The following is an 18,799-nucleotide window of genomic DNA, read 5'->3' as shown; positions in this document are numbered from 1 at the left end:
CCGGATAATGTTGAATTTTTTTTCATTTATATATCAATGGCTTACATAAAAACCCACTTGATTTTGAACTGGTGTCTCACAAGGTTTTGAATTTTGCAGGTAACGTCCCAGTAAGAACTAAACTTTACGAAAGAAAGGCAGTGTGATTAATTTCCTGCGTCTGACAGCCGAGTATCATCCGGACATCGTTGCGCGTCTGGACCAGATACTCGGACACATCATCCCCGTGTCAACGGAGGGCATTGACCATGCCTACTGACTTTGCCCTATTTCTTCAGCATGTGGCCCCCATATTGGCCCTCGCTGCGTGTAATTTTTTATAGCTGTCGAGCAGGCGGTGGTGCCTGTCTAGCCCCTCTAGTTTCATACTGGTTGGCGTCAAGCCAAAGAAGCGCACGCTACCGTCTACTGAACCCATGACCGCGTCCATTCGAGCGTTGCCAAACATCCGGCGGAAGTTAACCACGTAATCGTTCAGTTCCAACTCGCCATCAAGCAGCACCTCTAGCACCACATTCAAGGCCTGATAAAACAATCCACGCTCGATCGTATTGTCGTTGTACTGCAGGAAGGCTGCAACTAGCTCTTGCGCCGCCTCAAATTGCTGCAAGGCAAGATTGATCAACAATTTTAATTCTAGAACGGTTAGCTGCCCCCATTCCGTATTCTCGTCAAATTCGATGCCAATCAAGGTGGCAATATCAGAGTGCTCATCTAGGTCGTTGCTATCCAGCCGTTCTAGCAGTGCTGCCAAAGCGGTATCATCCAGGCGATGCAAGTTCAAGATATCGGTGCGGAACAATAGCGCCTTGTTTGTGTTATCCCAGAGCAAGTCCTCTAGCAGGTAAATTTCCGAATAGCCGGGCACCAGAATCCGGCAGGCAACGGCGCCCAACTGGTCATACACGGCCATGTATACCTCTTTGCCCATGTCTTTGAGCATGCCTAACAACATTGCCGATTCCTGGGCATTCGCGTTTTCACCCTGACCAGAAAAGTCCCACTCAACAAACTCGAAATCCGCTTTGGCGCTGAAAAAGCGCCACGACACTATACCACTGGAATCAATGAAGTGCTCAACAGAGTTATTTGGGTCTGTCACGACCTCGCTGACAAAGGTGGGCCGGGGTAAATCATTCAGACCTTCAAAGCTGCGTCCCTGCAGCAGTTCTGTCAGGCTCCGTTCCAGCGCCACCTTGAAGCTTGGGTGTGCTCCGAACGAGGCAAAGACACCGCCCGTTCGCGGATTCATCAAAGTGACGCACATCACAGGATAGATCCCGCCCAGCGATGCGTCTTTGACCAACACCGGAAAGCCCTGCTCTTCCAGCGCCTGAATCCCGGCCAGAATGCTAGGATATTTTGCCAGCACTTCGGATGGCACATCAGGCAATGCGATTTCACCTTCAAGAATTTCACGTTTTACCGCCCGCTCGAAAATTTCGGACAGAGATTGGACCTGCGCTTCAACCAGTGTATTACCAGCGCTCATGCCATTGCTGACGAATAGGTTTTCGACCAGGTTAGACGGAAAATACACCACTTCGCCATCGGACTGCCGTACATACGGCAGCGAACAGATACCGCGTTGCACGTTGCCGGAGTTGGTGTCGTACAGATGCGAGCTATTAAGCTCGCCGTCGGGATTATAAATTTTCAGGCAATGGGCATCTAGAATTTCAACAGGTAGCGCATTGTTAGGGCCAGCTTTGAACCAGCGCTCGTTCGGATAATGTACGAACGGTGCATTAGCGATCTCTTCGCCCCAAAATGCACTGCCATACAAATAGTTGCAATTCAGGCGCTCAAGGTATTCTCCCAATGCAGATGCCAACGCACTTTCTTTAGTCGCCCCTTTACCATTGGTGTAACACATCGGTGAGTGCGCATCGCGGATATGCAGCGACCACACATTAGGAACAATATTGCGCCACGAAGCAATTTCAATCTTTATGCCCATGCCCGCCAAAATGCTAGACATGTTGGCAATGGTTTGTTCCAGTGGCAGATCCTTGCCCGCAATATATGTGTTAGCGTCAGCAGCCGGCTTCAAAGTTAACAACGACTGAGCGTTGGCATCTAAACTCTCGACCTCTTCAATGACAAACTCGGGTATTGCTTGCACCACTTTTTTCACCGTGCAGCGTTCGATGGAACGCAAAATACCCCGGCGGTCTGCTTCCGGGATATCCGGCGGCAATTCAACCTGAATCTTGAAAATCTGCTGGTATCGATTTTCTGGATCGACAATATTATTTTGCGACAGTCGGATATTTTCGGTAGAAATATTGCGAGTCACGCAGTACAACTTCACAAAATAAGCGGCACACAAAGCCGATGAGGCCAGAAAATAATCAAAGGGGCCAGGCGCCGAACCATCGCCCTTATAACGGATGGGCTGATCGGCCACTACCGTAAAATCATCGAACTTTGCCTCAAGGCGTAGCTTATCAAGAAAGTTGACTTTGATTTCCATGAGGGGATCCTAAAAATGGTATTAAAAATGATGTAGCCGCTATTATCCGTCACCACGCGGGTACCGTGTAATAATTCGCTGCATATCGCAAATGTAGATTGGCGTTTAGTTTGAAAATCACACACCTGGGATTCGACAACAAAAATCGACATCCTCGACAAAAATGTAACATTTCAAAATTCACCTCTTGAAAATTTCAGTATCGTCCTTATAATTAGCACTCAAGGGCAACGAGTGCTAACAATCGCTGCCTTAACGATTTTTTAATTTAACTTACTAAGAAACAGGAGTTTCTCCATGGCATTGCGTCCTTTGCAAGACCGCGTGATTATCAAGCGCCTAGACAACGAGCTAAAAACAGCATCAGGCATTGTTATCCCTGACAGCGCAGCTGAAAAACCTGATCAAGGTGAAGTTATTGCTGTTGGTCCAGGCAAAAAAACAGAAGACGGCAAAGTATTGCCTGTAGACCTTAAAGTTGGCGACAAAGTATTGTTCGGTAAATATGCTGGCCAGTCCGTTAAAGTAGACGGCGAAGAACTACTGGTTATCCGCGAAGACGAAATTCTTGCGGTAGTTGCTTAATTTTAATGCATATTTTGTCTGCAATTAAAGCAGACAGTACTCAAATACAATCAAGGAATTCAAAATGGCTGCAAAGCAAGTATTATTCGGTGACGACGCACGCGTTCGTATCGTGCGTGGTGTAAACACACTGGCAAACGCTGTTAAAACAACACTGGGCCCTAAAGGCCGTAACGTAGTTCTCGAGCGCTCTTTCGGTGCTCCTACTGTTACCAAAGACGGTGTTTCTGTTGCTAAAGAAATCGAACTGAAAGACAAATTTGAAAACATCGGTGCACAACTGGTTAAAGAAGTTGCTTCAAAAACTTCCGACAACGCCGGTGACGGTACCACAACCGCAACCGTATTGGCTCAAGCTGTTGTAGAAGAAGGCCTGAAATACGTTGCCGCCGGCATCAACCCAATGGATCTGAAACGCGGTATCGACAAAGCCGTTGCCGCTGCAATCGAAGAACTGAAAAATCTGTCTAAGCCTTGCACCACCAGCAAAGAAATCGCCCAAGTTGGCTCTATTTCTGCCAACAGCGATTCTTCTATTGGTGACATCATTGCCAACGCCATGGACAAAGTAGGTAAAGAAGGCGTTATCACTGTCGAAGACGGCAAATCACTGGAAAACGAACTTGACGTTGTTGAAGGTATGCAATTCGACCGTGGCTACCTGTCTCCCTACTTCATCAACAACCAGGAAAAACAGGTTGCTGCCCTGGAAGACCCATTCATCCTGATTTTCGACAAAAAAATCAGCAATATCCGTGACCTGCTGCCCGTACTGGAACAAGTTGCCAAATCAAGCCGTCCTCTGCTGATCATCGCTGAAGACGTTGAAGGCGAAGCACTGGCAACACTGGTTGTCAACAACATCCGCGGCATCCTGAAAACCACCGCTGTTAAAGCACCTGGTTTTGGTGATCGTCGTAAAGCCATGCTGGAAGATATCGCCATCCTGACCGGCGGTACCGTTATCTCTGAAGAAACCGGCATGTCTCTGGAAAAAGCCACGATCGAAGATCTGGGCCAGGCAAAACGCATCGAAGTGGGCAAAGAAAACACCACCATCATCGACGGTGCTGGCGTTAGCGCAAACATCGAAGCACGCGTTAAACAAATCCGCACCCAAATCGAAGAAGCCACTTCTGACTACGATCGTGAAAAACTGCAAGAGCGCGTTGCCAAACTGGCAGGCGGTGTTGCCGTTATCCGCGTAGGTGCTGCCACCGAAGTTGAAATGAAAGAGAAAAAAGCACGTGTTGAAGATGCCCTGCATGCAACTCGCGCTGCGGTTGAAGAAGGTATTGTTCCTGGCGGCGGTGTTGCCCTGATCCGTGCCAAAAACGCAATCAAAGGCCTGACTGGTTCCAACGCTGATCAAGACGCTGGTATCAAGCTGATCCTGCGTGCCATCGAAGCCCCATTGCGCACTATCGTTGCCAACGCTGGTGATGAGCCTAGCGTTGTGGTTAACAATGTGGCAAATGGTACAGGCAACTTTGGCTACAACGCCGCTACCGGTGAATACGGTGATCTGGTTGAGCAAGGTGTTCTGGACCCAACCAAAGTAACCCGCACAGCACTGCAAAACGCAGCATCTGTAGCCAGCCTGTTGCTGACCACAGAAGCCGCCATTTGCGAAATCGTAGAAGACAAACCTGCTGCTGCAATGCCTGATATGGGCGGCATGGGCGGTATGGGTGGAATGGGCGGATTCTAATCTGTCCATTTCACGAAACGGAGGACTCCGTTCCTCCGTGTAGCGATATCAACCCGGGCCATGGCCCGGGTTTTTCTTTTCTGTCCAAGCGCATATTGAAGGGTCTGGCAAGCAAGTTGCACTACAATAACACCTGTGATGCATTGAACATCAACCGTAACAATTTGCCGGTTGCAAGTACCTTTTTACTTTTAAATCCATGACCTCACCTAATGAATCTCCGTTTAAAAGCAAAAGTGGTATACAGCGCATTTTTAAAGCAGCGCAATATTCCGCACAGGGCTTAAAGGCCGCCTTCAAGCATGAAGCCGCATTTCGCCAGGAATTACTCTTGTGCGCCATCATGACGCCCTTGGCGTTCTATGTGGGCCGCACCCTGCTTGAAACCCTGTTCCTGCTGGCAACACTGGTTGGTGTCCTGATTGTTGAATTGCTGAATTCCGCCCTAGAAGCCCTGGCCGATCAGATCAGCCTGGAACATCATCCACTACTGGGGCGTGCAAAAGATCTCGGCAGCGCTGCTGTCATGCTCGCAATTGTATTTACCACCATCGTCTGGATTGCCATTGCAATCGACCCATTTATTTGATTTAGTATGACTTTTACCGAAAAACTGGAAGCCGCCTGGAAAAATAGCAACTCCTTATTGATGGTAGGACTTGACCCCGATCCAAACCGCTTCCCCCCCTGCATCCAACAAAGCAAACAAGCCATATTTGATTTTTGCAAAGGCATTGTTGATGCCACTGCACCCTATGTTTGCGGATTTAAACCACAAATTGCCTATTTCGCTTCCGAAAGCGCCGAAGAACAACTGGAGGCACTTTGTGACTATATTCACAAAACCTACCCCCATCTGCCACTCGTGCTGGATTCAAAGCGTGGCGATATCGGCACCACCGCAGAACATTACGCCAAGGAAGCCTACAAGCGCTACCAGGCCGATGCCGTAACAGTTAATCCTTATATGGGCTTTGATTCAATTGAACCCTACCTGGCATGGCAGAACAAGGGCGTGATTATTTTATGCCGCACCTCAAATCCGGGTGGGTCCGACCTGCAGTTTTTTGAATCCTCAAGCGGTGAACCCTTGTACCTGCACGTCGCTTCTTTAGTAGCAGAAAAATGGAACCGTCATGGCCAATGCGGCCTGGTGGTTGGCGCAACCTTTCCTGAGGAACTTAAAAAAGTTCGTGCCAGGGTAGGCGATGACGTTCCTTTGCTGGTACCCGGCATTGGTGCCCAAGGTGGTGATATCAACAGTACCGTACACGCTGGCCAAAACGCCCGCTCTACTGGCATGATGATTAACTCTTCCCGTGCCATTCTGTACGCCAGCTGCGGTGACGACTGGCAAGAGGCCGCCGCAACCGTAGCCCTGCAAACACGCGATGCCATCAATGCGGCTCGTGCAATTGAAACCCGCTAATAAAAATGCCTGTGTTGCGATTCAAATCACAACACAGGCACTACCAAGCTGCCCCGCCCTTTAAGGGCAAGGAGGCAAGGTTAATTTTCTTCCAGAATCTTGCTGGCGGTAGTTAACGCAAATAACACCGACTGCCGCCGCACCTGCGTTCTGTCTCCGGCAAATTGCCGCGTAAAGGGCAAAGTCACAATACCCTCTTTCTTTCGGTAAGCAATCGCAAAACACACCATTCCTACCGGCTTGCCCTCGGTGCCCCCTGTGGGACCGGCAATACCTGTAGTACTAATTGCACAAGTGGCCGTGGTCGCCCGATTCAGTACTCCTTCAGCCATTTCAATCGCCACCTGCTCACTGACGGCACCAAATTTTTGCAATGCCTGCTCATTGACATCCAGGGACTCTATTTTGGATTCATTCGTGTAGGTCACAAAACCGCGATCAAACCATTCACTTGACCCTGAAACAGAGGTAATAGCCCCTGCCAGCAAGCCACCGGTACATGACTCGGCCGTGCCAAGCAACCACCCCTTGGCTTTTAGTATTTCACCCAAGCGGCTTGCCGCCACAAATTCCTGTTCTGAATATTCTGTCATGACGCCCCCGAAAATACCAATTTTGGATAGACACTAAAACCGGCTTAACCTTCAGATACCAACCAGACGCATCAGGATGGCAAGCACAAACAGCGTATAGGCCGAAGCAAGCAGGTCATCCCACATAATGCCAAAACCGTTTTTTAACTTTGCATCAAAATAACGGATTGGAGACGGTTTTACAATATCAAAGAAACGAAATAACACAAAAGCAACCAATTGCCATACCAGGTTCATGGGAGCAATGATAAACAGCACAAGCCAGAACGCCACGAATTCATCCCACACAATACCACCGTGGTCATCGGTTTTCAGTTCCTTGGCGGTATAGTGGCAGCAATAGGTACCATATAAAAACGCAAACAGCAAAAACAGGCCCATTAACCACTCGCCACCCAGAACCTGATGCAATGGCCACCATAACAGCCAGGCAAGCAGCGTTCCCCAGGTTCCTGAAGCGGGCCGCAATAAACCTGAACCCAAGCCAAACGCACAAAATCGATGAATATTGCCGGTTACCCATGAAAAACTGGGCCAATTGACCGGGTTTTTCTTGTTACTTAGAGACCTGCGGCGAAAAACTGATTGTTGCTGGGGGTTACTTTGATCCATTAGCGAATGTGTTCTTTTAATGATAAGTACATGAGGTTAATTATATTAACGAAAATGATCAAATCCCGAAGGCAGATCGCGAATTTCAATTAAATCTTCATCCAGTACTTTAAGTCCATGGCCCGTTGTGACAGAGCCGATCATGCTTAATGAAATACCTAATTCATCACCCACAGTACGGATTTTTTCCCGGGCAGACACCGGTGCAGTAAAGCATAACTCATAAACATCCCCACCGCCCAGCACTGATTTTAATTTTTGTGCCTGGTCAAGGCCTGCGATGGCCGGATTAACCGGTATTTGGCTGACATATAGAAGCGCCCCCTTGTTGCTAGCCTGCAAGATATGATTCAAATCTTGCAGCAAACCATCAGAAATATCAATGACGGCATAGGCAAGGTTACGCAGTGCCAGCCCAAGCTCAACCCGGGGCACCGGCATTTCCAGCCAGGCACGGGTTTTCTGCAGCAAGCCTTGCTCTGGGCCGCTTAATGTTTCACCCTGTTGAGCTTTCATCAATAAGGCCAAGGCTACATCAGCAGCCCCCAATGCCCCGGAAACCCAAATATCATCACCCTCATGGGCACTGCCACGAGTTAGGAACGGCGGCGAAACCGAACCGAATACCGTAACACTGATAACTATGCCTTGTTCGCTACGGGTAGTATCACCACCAATGAGCGGACAACCATGTTTAGCCGCCAGCTCATGAAAGCCGGCAGAAAAACGCTCAAGCCACGGCGCATTGAAATTAGGTAAGCCCAAACCCAAGAGACAGCCAATGGGCTTGGCGCCCATGGCCCCCAGGTCGGACAGGTTGACTGCCAAGGCCTTATGACCCAATTTGAATGGATCAACATCAGAAAAAAAGTGACGCCCTTCCAGCAACAAGTCGGTGCTGGTAGCCAGTTGTGCGCCGGCTGGCACATCAAACACGGCACAATCGTCACCCACCCCAACAAGAACTGTTGGGGCCGAGCGTGTAAAAAACTGCCTGATTAAATCAAATTCCCCGGCCATTAACGGTTAACGGCCAGAGTTGACTTCAGCCGCCCTGACTTGAGCCGCCAGTTTGTCGAGTACGCCGTTGACAAACTTGAAGCCATCGGTGCCGCCAAACTCTTTAGCCAGCTCTACTGCTTCGTTAATGGCCACTTTATAAGGAACTTCCACATGCTTGATCAGCTCGTAGCTGCCAATCAGGAGGATTCCGTGCTCGATCGGAGACAACTCCTCGAGTGGACGGTCTATATAGGGCGTAAATTGTTCACGAAGCATGGGCGCCTCGGCAAAAACACCGTGTAACAGTGTCTTGAACCAGACCCTGTCCGCATCGCCAAAGTCTTTATCTTCCTGAATATGGGCATCGATAGCACCCGCCTCACGCAGATCCGTATCACCACTGATCAGCCACGCGTAAATGCCCTGCAGGGCAAATTCACGTGCGCGACGACGGGCACTTCTGTTGTTCATTTTATTTTTATCAATCACTCGATATCCTATTTATCATCTTCATCGTCGAAATCGTCATCATCACGATCATCGTCTTCATAATCTTCGTCATCTTCCGCTTCGGGTACCAAAGCAGCAGACAAATTGGCCATTTCAACGGCAACCTGGGCACAATCCTTGCCTTTCTGGGCCGCGCGTACCTGGGCCTGCTCATCGTTTTCCGTTGTCAAGATACCGTTTGCGATAGGAATATTGGTATCCAGCGCGACCCGTGTAATAGCCGCCGCGCTTTCATTGCTGACAATCTCGAAGTGATAGGTTTCACCACGAATAACCGCACCCAACGCAATCAATGCATCAAATTCGAAAGTTTCTGCCATTTGCGCCAATGTAAGGCCAACCTCAAGGGCACCAGGAACGGTAACAACCATGATGTCACGTTCATCAACGCCCAGTTCGCCCAGTTCCTGCAGGCAAGCTTCCAGTTCGGCAAAACCGATTTCTTCGCTAAAGCGGGCACATACGATGCCAATATGCAGGCCTTCGCCATTAAGATCAGGGGCTAATGTATAAGGTTTCATAACGCTTCCTATTATTCAGAGTAAGTGGCAAATTCATTGAGAGGCAGATTCATAACCGGTTACCGTTAATGAGTAACCGGCCATGCTTGGCATTTTACGTGGAACTGCCAGCAAACGCATGGTTTCCACGTTCAAATCACGTAATATTTGTGCGCCTACCCCATAAGTACGCAAATCATAACGATCTGTTTTCTTCTGGGCTGGATCTTCTTTGCCCCATTGCGTCATGGTTTCCACCAAAGACTGGGCCGAACCCTGGCAATTAAGCAATACCAGCACGCCACTCTCAGCAGCGGCAATTGCCTTCATCGCCTCGGAAACACCCCAGCTATGCTCGCTGTCTTCGGTGTTAAGCAAATCAAGTACGGAAAGCGGCTCGTGCACACGAACCAATACCTCTTTTTCAGGGCTGATGTTGCCATGCACAAGCGCGATATGGGGTGCGCCTGAAGCCTTGTCTTTGTAGGCAACGGCACGAAACTGTCCCCATGGAGTCTTGAGCTGGCGCTCACCCAGGCGCTGGATCATGGACTCATGCTCACTGCGGTACTGGATAAGATCGGCAATGGTACCGATTTTCAGGCCATGCTCTTGGGCAAAAACCATTAAATCGGGCAAACGTGCCATCGTACCGTCAGCCTTGAGAATTTCACAAATAACGGCAGCAGGCGTTAAGCCCGCCATGGCCGTCAGGTCACAACCGGCTTCGGTATGGCCTGCACGGATAAGCACGCCGCCCGGAACCGCCTTGACCGGAAAGATATGTCCAGGATTAACCAGATCGGAAGGTTTTGCATCACGGGCAACGGCCACCTTGATGGTATGCGCCCTGTCGGCCGCCGAGATGCCTGTTGTTACCCCTTCAGCAGCTTCGATGGAAACGGTAAAATTGGTACCGAAGCTGGTGCCGTTGTTGCTAGCCATAAGCGGCAATTCAAGCTGCTTGCAGCGCTCTTCAGTAAGCGTTAAACAAACCAGGCCACGCGCATGCGTTACCATGAAATTAATGGCCTCTGGGGTAATAAACTCGGCAGCCATTACCAGGTCGCCCTCGTTTTCCCTGTCTTCTTCATCAACCAGAATGACCATGCGCCCCATTCTGAGTTCATTGACGATTTCAGAAACGGGTGAAATATCAAATTTTTGTTGTGCTACTGAGGCTTGTTCTGTTGCAGATGATGTCATAACGTAAGTTCCGGACAAATACGAGGGTTATTGTAAAAATCACAATAACGGAAAGGAAGTATTTTACCCATAGTATAGGGAGAAAATATGTAATTTGTACTGCGCGCCATATTGTAACAAGCACAATACATATTTTTCGCAATATCCTTTACCCTGCGGGCAGTATTCATGTCTTGTTTGCGTGATTATGCCCTATTCCGGCATAACCATAAAAACAATTTGATACATAAACCACAAAATCCATACCAATTTAATCACGCTGCCTTACGTCAAGGAAACCGGCCTCATGATTTAAATTTAAATAATTTGTTTTACAGTTCAATATTATATGTTCCATATTATGAAAGACAGGTTTAAAATAACGGTATGTTTGATTAATCTTAAAACAAGATTATCTTGATCCATCCAATTACCTCTCTCAGGGGGCACTATGCAAAACGACCTCGAAACACGCGCACTCGAATCCGACAATGAGGAACTCAAGCTTTGGCTTCGACTGCTTACCTGCAGCAACCTTATCGAAAATAAAATCCGCAGTCGCCTGCGTGTTGAATTTGAAACAACCCTGCCACGCTTTGATTTGATGGCACAGTTGGCCCAGGAGCCCAAGGGCATGAAAATGGGCGATCTGTCTGAGCGACTGATGGTAAGTAACGGCAACATCACGGCCATTACCGGCCAACTGGAAAAAGAAGAGCTGATCGTACGGATTGTCAATAAAGAAGACCGCCGCAGCACCTTTATCAAGCTTACCCCCAAAGGTCGACGCCAATACAACAAAATAGCCAAGGCCCAGGGCGTATGGCTGCAGGAAATGTTTGACGGGTTATCCCAGACCAGCTACCGAAGCCTTTACAAATCCCTGGCCGACCTGAAAAAACGTATCCTCCTGAATGATGAAGAGATAGAATAAGGGCTAACCCTAACTCTCATCAACAATACCTGCAATGGGATAACAATGCATACAACAGCGGCACAATACTCTGATACGGTAGATATTCTTGTTATTGGTGGTGGCATTAACGGTACAGGTATTGCCCGTGACGCGGTCGGCAGGGGTCTGAAAGTATTGCTTTGCGAGAAACAGGACCTGGCCGGCGCCACTTCTTCGGCCAGCAGCAAACTTATCCATGGTGGCCTAAGATATCTTGAACAATATGAGTTCCGGCTTGTACGGGAAGCACTAGCCGAACGTGAAGTCTTGCTTGGCAATGCCCCGCATATTGTTCACCCCATGCGTTTTGTATTGCCGCACAATAAAAACCTCAGGCCTGCCTGGATGATCCGCATCGGCCTTTTCTTGTACGACCATTTGGCCAAACGGTCAAAAAACCTGCCAGGCTCACAACAAATTCCCTTGGGCAATACCTCGGCCTACGCCCTTCCACTCAATGACACGATCCAAAAGGGTTTTCTCTACTCGGATTGCAACGTTGATGACTCTCGCCTGGTCATTCTGAATGCCATGGATGCCCAGAATCGTGGTGCCCAAATCTTGACCCGTTGCGAATGCATTGGGCTTGAAACGAAAGAAAACACCTGGCTGGCCACCTTGCGTCATCAAGATGGCAGCATCCGCCAGGTACAGGCAAAAATCCTGGTCAATGCCGCTGGCCCCTGGGTGGAAAACATACAAAATCTGCTTGCCCGGCACAGCAGCAAAGCCACAGACCAAAGCAAACTGCGCCTTGTCAAGGGTAGCCATTTGGTAACGCCCAAGCTTTATGAAGGCACGCATGCCTACATCTTGCAAAACAAAGACAAACGGATTGTATTTGTAACACCATACCAAAACGATTTTTCCATGATTGGCACTACCGATGTCGATTTTCACGGAGATCCTGGCACGGTGGCCATCTCTCCCGAGGAAACCGATTATCTGCTTCAATCGGTCAATGCCTACTTCAAGCGGCCCGTACGCCCCGAGGACATTATTTCTACCTGGTCCGGGGTACGTCCTCTTTATGATGACGCCCAAGGCAATGCCTCAACCACTACCCGTGATTATGTCTTTGATATAAGCGGTGGCACCGGTTCTGAACCGCCCCTCTTGTCAATTTTTGGGGGCAAAATAACCACCTATCGCAAGCTGGCTGAACACGCCCTTGAAAAACTGGCCCCCTTCACCGGCAAACACCAAGCCTGGACCAGCACAGCCCCCTTGCCCGGAGCCGACCTGCCCAACGCAGATATCAACCTCTTTACGTCACAGCTGCAAAAAGACTTTCCGTGGCTACCCAAAGACACTGCCAGCCGATACGCCCGCGCCTATGGCACGCTTGCCCTGGCATTCCTGGCCGGCAAAACCAGTCTTGAAAGCCTTGGACAACATTTTGGCCATGATTTGTATGAAGTTGAAGTGAAATGGCTGCAAGAACACGAATGGGCATCTTGCGCAGAAGATATTTTATGGCGCAGGACGAGACTTGGCTTGCATTTTACGCCAGCACAAACCCTTGCCTTGCAAAACTGGCTTGAAAAACAAACGGTTAACTGACGAAAACACCATCCATCAGCTGTTTTCAGCAAGTAATTCTGTTTCAAATGTTAAGATAAGGCTTGCCCCACCAGGTTTTGAATTTTTATAAAGTGAATACCATGTCTGAACAGGAACTTAAACTGCATGTGCCCATTCATGCACAAAAAACAATAGAAAAAGCGGTTCGTACAAGCCGTGCAGAAGAGCTCCCTTTACGGGCCCTGTATTTTGACACCCCTACCCGCGAACTTGCCAAGGCAAAAATTGCCATCCGGCTGAGACTGGAAGGCACCCAATGGGTTCAAACCCTGAAAATGCCGGGCAACAATGCCATTAGCAAACTGGAACTCAATCACGATCGACCCGGCCCTATTCTGGACCTGTCACTGTACGCCGGCACACCGGCCGAAGCGGCATTAACCAACCTGGACAACCCGCTGGAATTGCGCTACGAAACCGATGTCATCCGGATTTTCCGCAAGCATCGTGTCGCCAAGGGAATTATCGAAATTGCCTATGATCGTGGCGTCATCCGTTCCGGAGACCTTGAACTGCCGGTTTCCGAAGTGGAGTTTGAGCTGAAAAGCGGTTCACCGGAAGCGATTTTTGAAGTTGGCCTGCGCTGGCTGGAAAAATACAAATTGCTGCTGGATCTTCGCAGCAAATCACACCGCGGTGACGCACTGGCCACTGCTGCGCAGAATATCAAAGAAGCGCAAACTTCGGCCTCTCCTGACATCGTGCGCAAAAGCGAAATTGACCGTTTCTGGGCCCCACGCAAAGCCCGTCCATACGAAATAAACAAAAACCAGAATGCCACCCAGGCACTGATTGCCGCAACCGATGAATGCCTTGAGCAAATCTGCTTCAATGCCGGCCCCCTGGCTGAAATAGACACCCTGGGCGTGGTTTCTGTTGGCCAACCAGAACATGTTCACCAATTACGCATTGGCATGCGACGCCTGGCCAGCAACTGGAAACTGTTTGGCAAGATGGCATCCCTGCCCGAGCCTGAACTGCAGGCCGAGCTGAAAGTACACCTTGGCCATTTTGGGGCCACCCGTGACCTGGATGTCATGCTGGAAACCATTGTGCCCCAGCTTGAAGCGGCCGGCATGCCTCATATCCAGTTTGAACATCATGAAAGCATCCGCACCGCACAGGAAATTGCCCAAAGCACTGCCTTTCAGTCATGGCTGGTTAAATTATTGAAATGGACAGTACTGACACCGGCCGTTGATCCCGTTCACGAGGCTGAAGCGGCAGAATCCAGCGAAGCGCCTGAAGAACCGGACTTGCTTGCCGAAGCAAATGAAACAAACAAGGAAGGCCTGCCACAGAACAACGGGGCTGAAGCAAAACCGGCAGAAAATTCACCTAAAACCAAGGCCGCCAACAACCATCCACCCTTGCTGATTATCCCGCTTATCCCGTCCATGCAGCCCAAAGCAACCCTGCGCAAGCAACTGGAAGCACGGCTTAACAAATGGAACAAGGAAATCGTCAATCACTGGAAAACTGAAGATCAAAACGATATAGAGGCCTACCATGACCTGCGCAAAAAGATCAAGCGGATGCGTTACGGACTTAATGTGTATGAAGCGCTTCATACCGGAAGCAACCTGAGCGCCTATGTGAAGCGGCTGGCCGCAGCGCAAGAAACATTTGGCATCCTGAATGATTTTTCAACCGCTCACACGTTTTACAGCCAGTACACCGATACGTATCCGGAAACCTGGTTTGCCGTGGGCTGGTTGTCCGCCAATCTTGAAATCAGTAAAAAGCAGGCCGACGAAGTACTTAAAGAACTGCCCAAGCGCATCCGGTTTTAAATCGTCTGGAATGTAAAAAACCACCTGCCCGAACCGATGTAAAATACACATCAAGTTCAGGCAGGTGGTTTTTTTATCTGTTTTTCTGGCGAATGCCCCATTGGCATTACAAAAACAGCTTAGTCCTCTCCGAGCAACGCACCGGCAAACTCCGAGGCCACAAACGGCTGCAGGTCGTGCAATGACTCGCCTACGCCAATCCAGTAAACCGGGATAGGACGCACGCCATGACTACCTGCCGCTACCGCGGCCAGGGTTCCACCTTTGGCGGTGCCATCAAGTTTGGTCACGATAAGACCGGTCAAGTCCAGGGCAGCATCGAATGCCTTGATTTGAGAAATGGCATTTTGCCCGGTATTACCGTCTACTACCAGCAGCACTTCATGCGGTGCAGAGGCATCCGCTTTGCCAATGACACGCCTGATTTTTTTCAGCTCTTCCATCAGGTGCAACTGGGTTGGCAAGCGACCGGCCGTATCCACCATCACCACCGATGCGTTGCGGGCCTTGCCGGCATTAACGGCATCAAAAGCAACAGCGGCAGGATCTCCACCTTCCTGGGCAATAACGGCCACATTGTTACGTGAGCCCCACTCAATGAGCTGTTCACGCGCGGCAGCCCGGAAAGTATCGCCGGCAGCCAGCAAGACACTGGCACCCTGGGCCTGAAAATGATGGGCCAGCTTGCCAATCGAAGTGGTTTTACCGGCTCCATTCACCCCGGCGATCATAACGACTAAGGGTGAGGCCTGTTTCAAATTGAAATCTTTCTCTAGCGGCTTGAGATGCTCGGTCAACAATTCTTTCAAGGCCACCTTTACCTTGGCGGCATCATCAATCCGCTCTTTCTTGACCTTGATGCGCAAGGCCTTGAGCAAGGACTCTGTGGCCTCCATCCCTGAATCAGCCATAATCAGGGCTGTTTCAAGCTCTTCAAACAGGTTCTCATCTACCTTGACGCCCACAAAAATGGAACTGATGCTGGAGCCGGTTCTGGACAATCCCTGTTTGAGACGCGAGAGCCACGATTTCTTTTCTTTAGCCACGACGGGAGCTGGCTCTGGCTCTGGCTCTGGCTCTGGCTCTGGCTCTGGCTCTGGCTCTGGCTCTGGCAAAGAGGATATCACTGCTTCTGTGACGGTCGTGGCTTCGGGTACCGATGGCGTAGCGGGTTGTTCAATAAGCGGCTCGGGAATTTGCGCACGCTCTATATTGGCCTCTGAAACCGCATCACCCTGATGTTGGACTGCCGCCTCTTGCACTGGCTCAAGCGGCAGCGTTTGCTCGGGCAACACCTGCTCTTGCTGGGCAGCCTCTGACACAGGAGCTTGATCCCTGGTGGCTGTATCCCCTGCTGCATCACCTGTGACCGCCTGCTCTAAAAGACCTTCCTGCTCTTTATTGTCCTGCGGCTTGGGCTGCTTTTTTTTCCTGAAGAAACTGAACATATGAAATTTGATTTATTAAAAATTTGATTCTGAAGAAGTATTTTAACAGCCCTGTTTTTTATTTTTGCTTTTCTGCTTGCGCTTATAATCTTATGTATGGCAAATATCAGGATATATGCCATTATTTCGCCGAAACGATTCTATCCTGCACAGGCGCAGGCAAAAATTGTGGCTAACGTCGCCATTTCTGCCAATAATGGCTTAATGCAGCAACACACAAACCATCATGAGTACAAATCATAAACACACTGCCGGGGCAAAACACAAAGTCCGTATTATTGGCGGCCAATTCAAGCGTACCACTATTCCGGTCGCCGATGTTCCAGGGCTTCGCCCCACCCCCGACCGCATACGTGAAACCGTTTTTAACTGGATTAACCACTTATGGGACAGTGATTACCACGATAAATCCGTACTTGACCTGTTTGCAGGCACCGGTGCCTTGGGCTTTGAAGCTGCTTCACGCGGAGCGGCACATGTGCAAATGGTGGAAAAAAACCCGCAAGCCATGCTTAACTTGCGACAAATTCGCGACAAACTTAATTTGCAGCAAGTACGTATTAACAGTGGCGATGCCATGCTGGTGCTTAAACGTATGGATGCCAGCCGCTTTGACCTGGTTTTTCTTGACCCGCCTTTTCAAAAAGATTTAATCCAGGAAGTTTTGCCTTACCTGCCCCAAATTTTGAAACCCGGCTCATTACTCTATATCGAATCCGAAAAAAAAATCCTCTTAAGTCCCCCTTTCGAATTAGTGAAGGAAGGAAAAGCCGGTGCCGTGTTTTTTCAGCTACACCAATATAATGAAGTGTAGTAAATTACCTTATAATCCTTTTTTTTTCAAAAGAAACTTGCCATGATCACTGCCGTATATCCAGGTACATTTGACCCGCTCACCAGAGGCCATGAAGATTTGGTTCGCCGTGCAGCAGGTCTGTTTGACAAAGTTGTTATTGGTGTTGCCTCAAGTGCTGGCAAACATCCTTTGTTCTCACTCGAGGAAAGGCTGGAAATCGCCAACGAAGTACTGGGACACTATAGTAACGTGACCGTAAAAACCTTCGATGGCCTGCTCAAGGATTTTGCCCGCCAGGAAGAAGCGCGCGTTATTATCCGTGGCTTGCGTGCCGTTTCCGACTTCGAATACGAATTCCAGATGGCCGGGATGAACCGCCACCTGCTACCCGATGTCGAGACCCTGTTCATGACCCCATCAGACCAATACCAGTTCATTTCGGGTACTTTTGTACGTGAAATTGCCCTGCTGGGTGGTGATGTTAGCAAATTTGTTTTCCCGTCCGTAGAGCGCTGGCTGCAAGAAAAAGCCAAGGCCAGAAAAGAAGCCAAGGCGGCGCAAGCAAACTAAAACGACTTTCAGGTCAGCCCCGATACCTTCTTCAGGGCCCCAACCTTAAAGATGACTCTTCAAGCCTGTTTTAGCACGATTGCTGAAACAGGCTGTTTGCCACTTGGCATGAACCTTTGCCCTTATCTCCGCTTGTTTAATAGCTACTCACTATGTATATTAAGTTTGCATTTTCATTAACTATGCAACACGCATTTTAAGTCTGCTAAGTCCTTATTATCCCTAGCAAATTAGTATGTATCTGTCGATTACCCATTGAAATGACATATAATATAAGGGTAAATACTTAACTGAACAGGCAATCCAATATCATGGCCCTATTAATTACTGAAGAATGTATTAACTGTGATGTCTGTGAACCGCAGTGTCCCAACGATGCCATCACCATGGGTGATGAGTATTATGTGATTAATCCTGAAAAATGCACCGAGTGCGTAGGGCACCATGACACACCGCAGTGCATGCAGGTTTGTCCCGTCGATTGTATCGAGCCTGATCCGCAATGGAAAGAAGATGCCGAGCAGCTCATGGCCAAATACAAAATGCTCACGGCTTAAGCGGCTCGCTTATTCAGCAAACAGCTCCATCAAAAAAGCGCTGGATCATTCCAACGCTTTTTTTGTTCGGGGATCATCTTGCGATAAAAACTTCTCGCTCAGGCTTTGTGATCATCCGGGTGCAATTTCATTAAATGAACGGTTTTGCCGTAAAAATTGGAAAACCAGGCAGTGGCCAGCTCTCCTTCATTAACGGCACGTCGTGTTTGCCCATCAATGTTGATTGGCTCAAATGCCTCCTCATCATCTTCCAGCACTTCCATGGGTATATCCAGGCGCAACATGCCCGGTGCCCTGAAAACCAGATAGGCAAAACGAATCGACAAAGCCAACTCTGACGTCTTTGACATATCTTCCAAAACCCGATGATTTTCATCAACCAGAAACCAGCGATTCTGGTAGGCAGGTTGAACGGCTTCATTAATGGCAACACATGAAAAAACTGGTGTGAATTTTGTTGCTTCATTCATAATCAGGATCTGGATAATAATTA

Annotated in this window: 19 protein-coding genes; 10 read left to right on the top strand and 9 right to left on the bottom strand. The window is 49.1% G+C overall.

The annotated features are described in order from the left end of the window. Positions 1–274 precede the first annotated feature (274 nt). Positions 275–2,476 carry an OsmC domain/YcaO domain-containing protein gene (locus tag ACM5Q9_RS10815; RefSeq protein WP_418144748.1) on the bottom strand — a complete coding sequence of 734 codons (2,202 nt, stop codon included), beginning with the start codon at positions 2,474–2,476 and terminating at the stop codon, positions 275–277. Positions 2,477–2,773: 297 nt separating this feature from the next. Here ACM5Q9_RS10815 and ACM5Q9_RS10810 point away from each other — a divergent pair, with 297 nt between their 5' ends. From ACM5Q9_RS10810 to pyrF, 4 genes are all read left to right on the top strand, one after another. Then, the gene (locus ACM5Q9_RS10810; RefSeq protein ID WP_169295440.1) at positions 2,774–3,061 is read left to right on the top strand and encodes a co-chaperone GroES; all 288 of its coding nucleotides are present in this window, start codon (positions 2,774–2,776) and stop codon (positions 3,059–3,061) included. 64 nt (positions 3,062–3,125) lie between these two features. Beyond that, positions 3,126–4,772 (top strand): chaperonin GroEL, encoded by a 1,647-nt coding sequence (groL, locus tag ACM5Q9_RS10805; RefSeq protein ID WP_418144747.1) that lies wholly within the window; start codon positions 3,126–3,128, stop codon positions 4,770–4,772. Positions 4,773–4,971: 199 nt separating this feature from the next. Continuing rightward, on the top strand, positions 4,972–5,361 hold the full coding sequence (locus tag ACM5Q9_RS10800) for a diacylglycerol kinase (protein ID WP_418144746.1): 390 nt from the start codon (positions 4,972–4,974) through the stop codon (positions 5,359–5,361). 6 nt (positions 5,362–5,367) lie between these two features. Then, positions 5,368–6,201: an orotidine-5'-phosphate decarboxylase gene (gene pyrF / locus ACM5Q9_RS10795; protein ID WP_418144744.1), complete on the top strand. Its 834-nt coding sequence runs from the start codon at positions 5,368–5,370 to the stop codon at positions 6,199–6,201. A gap of 80 nt (positions 6,202–6,281) precedes the next feature. Here the strand turns inward: pyrF and ACM5Q9_RS10790 are convergent, their stop codons facing one another. From ACM5Q9_RS10790 to ribBA, 6 genes are read right to left on the bottom strand one after another with little or no spacing between them, the layout of a single operon-like run. Beyond that, positions 6,282–6,794, bottom strand: a complete 513-nt coding sequence (locus tag ACM5Q9_RS10790) for a CinA family protein (RefSeq protein WP_418144743.1) — start codon at positions 6,792–6,794, stop codon at positions 6,282–6,284. A 51-nt stretch (positions 6,795–6,845) separates the two neighbouring features. Beyond that, complete coding sequence (locus ACM5Q9_RS10785; RefSeq protein ID WP_418144742.1) at positions 6,846–7,406, bottom strand: phosphatidylglycerophosphatase A; 561 nt, start codon at positions 7,404–7,406, stop codon at positions 6,846–6,848. 45 nt (positions 7,407–7,451) lie between these two features. Further along, entirely contained in the window at positions 7,452–8,426 is a 975-nt protein-coding gene (gene thiL, locus ACM5Q9_RS10780; protein WP_418144741.1) for a thiamine-phosphate kinase, read from the bottom strand. A gap of 6 nt (positions 8,427–8,432) precedes the next feature. Beyond that, complete coding sequence (gene nusB, locus ACM5Q9_RS10775) at positions 8,433–8,879, bottom strand: transcription antitermination factor NusB (RefSeq protein WP_418144803.1); 447 nt, start codon at positions 8,877–8,879, stop codon at positions 8,433–8,435. Between the two features lie 26 nt (positions 8,880–8,905). Continuing rightward, the gene (gene ribH / locus ACM5Q9_RS10770; protein ID WP_418144740.1) at positions 8,906–9,439 is read right to left on the bottom strand and encodes a 6,7-dimethyl-8-ribityllumazine synthase; all 534 of its coding nucleotides are present in this window, start codon (positions 9,437–9,439) and stop codon (positions 8,906–8,908) included. Between the two features lie 33 nt (positions 9,440–9,472). After that, complete coding sequence (gene ribBA / locus ACM5Q9_RS10765; RefSeq protein ID WP_418144739.1) at positions 9,473–10,624, bottom strand: bifunctional 3,4-dihydroxy-2-butanone-4-phosphate synthase/GTP cyclohydrolase II; 1,152 nt, start codon at positions 10,622–10,624, stop codon at positions 9,473–9,475. Positions 10,625–11,054: 430 nt separating this feature from the next. Between ribBA and ACM5Q9_RS10760 the strand changes: the two genes are divergently transcribed. The 3 genes from ACM5Q9_RS10760 to ACM5Q9_RS10750 all read left to right on the top strand — a co-directional run bounded on the left by ACM5Q9_RS10760 (position 11,055) and on the right by ACM5Q9_RS10750 (position 14,935). After that, positions 11,055–11,537: a MarR family winged helix-turn-helix transcriptional regulator gene (locus ACM5Q9_RS10760; protein WP_418144738.1), complete on the top strand. Its 483-nt coding sequence runs from the start codon at positions 11,055–11,057 to the stop codon at positions 11,535–11,537. Between the two features lie 45 nt (positions 11,538–11,582). Continuing rightward, the gene (gene glpD / locus ACM5Q9_RS10755) at positions 11,583–13,121 is read left to right on the top strand and encodes a glycerol-3-phosphate dehydrogenase (RefSeq protein ID WP_418144737.1); all 1,539 of its coding nucleotides are present in this window, start codon (positions 11,583–11,585) and stop codon (positions 13,119–13,121) included. Positions 13,122–13,222: 101 nt separating this feature from the next. Further along, positions 13,223–14,935 (top strand): CYTH and CHAD domain-containing protein, encoded by a 1,713-nt coding sequence (locus tag ACM5Q9_RS10750; RefSeq protein ID WP_418144735.1) that lies wholly within the window; start codon positions 13,223–13,225, stop codon positions 14,933–14,935. A 119-nt stretch (positions 14,936–15,054) separates the two neighbouring features. On the opposite strand, the gene ftsY is transcribed toward ACM5Q9_RS10750, so the two are convergent. Beyond that, positions 15,055–16,383 (bottom strand): signal recognition particle-docking protein FtsY, encoded by a 1,329-nt coding sequence (gene ftsY / locus ACM5Q9_RS10745; protein WP_418144734.1) that lies wholly within the window; start codon positions 16,381–16,383, stop codon positions 15,055–15,057. A gap of 226 nt (positions 16,384–16,609) precedes the next feature. Between ftsY and rsmD the strand changes: the two genes are divergently transcribed. The 3 genes from rsmD to ACM5Q9_RS10730 all read left to right on the top strand — a co-directional run bounded on the left by rsmD (position 16,610) and on the right by ACM5Q9_RS10730 (position 18,306). Beyond that, on the top strand, positions 16,610–17,197 hold the full coding sequence (gene rsmD / locus ACM5Q9_RS10740) for a 16S rRNA (guanine(966)-N(2))-methyltransferase RsmD (RefSeq protein WP_418144733.1): 588 nt from the start codon (positions 16,610–16,612) through the stop codon (positions 17,195–17,197). Between the two features lie 42 nt (positions 17,198–17,239). Next, a complete protein-coding gene (gene coaD, locus ACM5Q9_RS10735) occupies positions 17,240–17,749 on the top strand; it encodes a pantetheine-phosphate adenylyltransferase (RefSeq protein ID WP_418144732.1) in 510 nt (169 codons plus the stop codon). A 311-nt stretch (positions 17,750–18,060) separates the two neighbouring features. After that, positions 18,061–18,306: a YfhL family 4Fe-4S dicluster ferredoxin gene (locus ACM5Q9_RS10730; protein ID WP_418144731.1), complete on the top strand. Its 246-nt coding sequence runs from the start codon at positions 18,061–18,063 to the stop codon at positions 18,304–18,306. Positions 18,307–18,404: 98 nt separating this feature from the next. On the opposite strand, the gene ACM5Q9_RS10725 is transcribed toward ACM5Q9_RS10730, so the two are convergent. Continuing rightward, on the bottom strand, positions 18,405–18,776 hold the full coding sequence (locus ACM5Q9_RS10725) for a hypothetical protein (RefSeq protein ID WP_418144730.1): 372 nt from the start codon (positions 18,774–18,776) through the stop codon (positions 18,405–18,407). Positions 18,777–18,799: the final 23 nt, after the last annotated feature.

The sequence above is a fragment of the Advenella sp. RU8 genome (assembly GCF_048381675.1).
In the GTDB taxonomy this organism is placed as follows: Bacteria; Pseudomonadota; Gammaproteobacteria; order Burkholderiales; family Burkholderiaceae_B; genus Advenella.
Note: the sequence above shows the minus strand (reverse complement) of the source record. Positions and strands in the feature narration are given on the sequence as shown.

Coding starts and splice junctions, on each gene's coding strand:
- ACM5Q9_RS10790 (WP_418144743.1), bottom strand. CDS start 6,794: ATGACAGAATATTCAGAACAGGAATTTGTGGCGGCAAGCCGCTTGGGT.
- ACM5Q9_RS10810 (WP_169295440.1), top strand. CDS start 2,774: ATGGCATTGCGTCCTTTGCAAGACCGCGTGATTATCAAGCGCCTAGAC.
- rsmD (WP_418144733.1), top strand. CDS start 16,610: ATGAGTACAAATCATAAACACACTGCCGGGGCAAAACACAAAGTCCGT.
- ribBA (WP_418144739.1), bottom strand. CDS start 10,624: ATGACATCATCTGCAACAGAACAAGCCTCAGTAGCACAACAAAAATTT.
- ACM5Q9_RS10785 (WP_418144742.1), bottom strand. CDS start 7,406: ATGGATCAAAGTAACCCCCAGCAACAATCAGTTTTTCGCCGCAGGTCT.
- ftsY (WP_418144734.1), bottom strand. CDS start 16,383: ATGTTCAGTTTCTTCAGGAAAAAAAAGCAGCCCAAGCCGCAGGACAAT.
- pyrF (WP_418144744.1), top strand. CDS start 5,368: ATGACTTTTACCGAAAAACTGGAAGCCGCCTGGAAAAATAGCAACTCC.
- ACM5Q9_RS10800 (WP_418144746.1), top strand. CDS start 4,972: ATGACCTCACCTAATGAATCTCCGTTTAAAAGCAAAAGTGGTATACAG.
- coaD (WP_418144732.1), top strand. CDS start 17,240: ATGATCACTGCCGTATATCCAGGTACATTTGACCCGCTCACCAGAGGC.
- ACM5Q9_RS10760 (WP_418144738.1), top strand. CDS start 11,055: ATGCAAAACGACCTCGAAACACGCGCACTCGAATCCGACAATGAGGAA.
- ACM5Q9_RS10725 (WP_418144730.1), bottom strand. CDS start 18,776: ATGAATGAAGCAACAAAATTCACACCAGTTTTTTCATGTGTTGCCATT.
- groL (WP_418144747.1), top strand. CDS start 3,126: ATGGCTGCAAAGCAAGTATTATTCGGTGACGACGCACGCGTTCGTATC.
- nusB (WP_418144803.1), bottom strand. CDS start 8,879: ATGAACAACAGAAGTGCCCGTCGTCGCGCACGTGAATTTGCCCTGCAG.
- glpD (WP_418144737.1), top strand. CDS start 11,583: ATGCATACAACAGCGGCACAATACTCTGATACGGTAGATATTCTTGTT.
- thiL (WP_418144741.1), bottom strand. CDS start 8,426: ATGGCCGGGGAATTTGATTTAATCAGGCAGTTTTTTACACGCTCGGCC.
- ACM5Q9_RS10750 (WP_418144735.1), top strand. CDS start 13,223: ATGTCTGAACAGGAACTTAAACTGCATGTGCCCATTCATGCACAAAAA.
- ACM5Q9_RS10730 (WP_418144731.1), top strand. CDS start 18,061: ATGGCCCTATTAATTACTGAAGAATGTATTAACTGTGATGTCTGTGAA.
- ACM5Q9_RS10815 (WP_418144748.1), bottom strand. CDS start 2,476: ATGGAAATCAAAGTCAACTTTCTTGATAAGCTACGCCTTGAGGCAAAG.
- ribH (WP_418144740.1), bottom strand. CDS start 9,439: ATGAAACCTTATACATTAGCCCCTGATCTTAATGGCGAAGGCCTGCAT.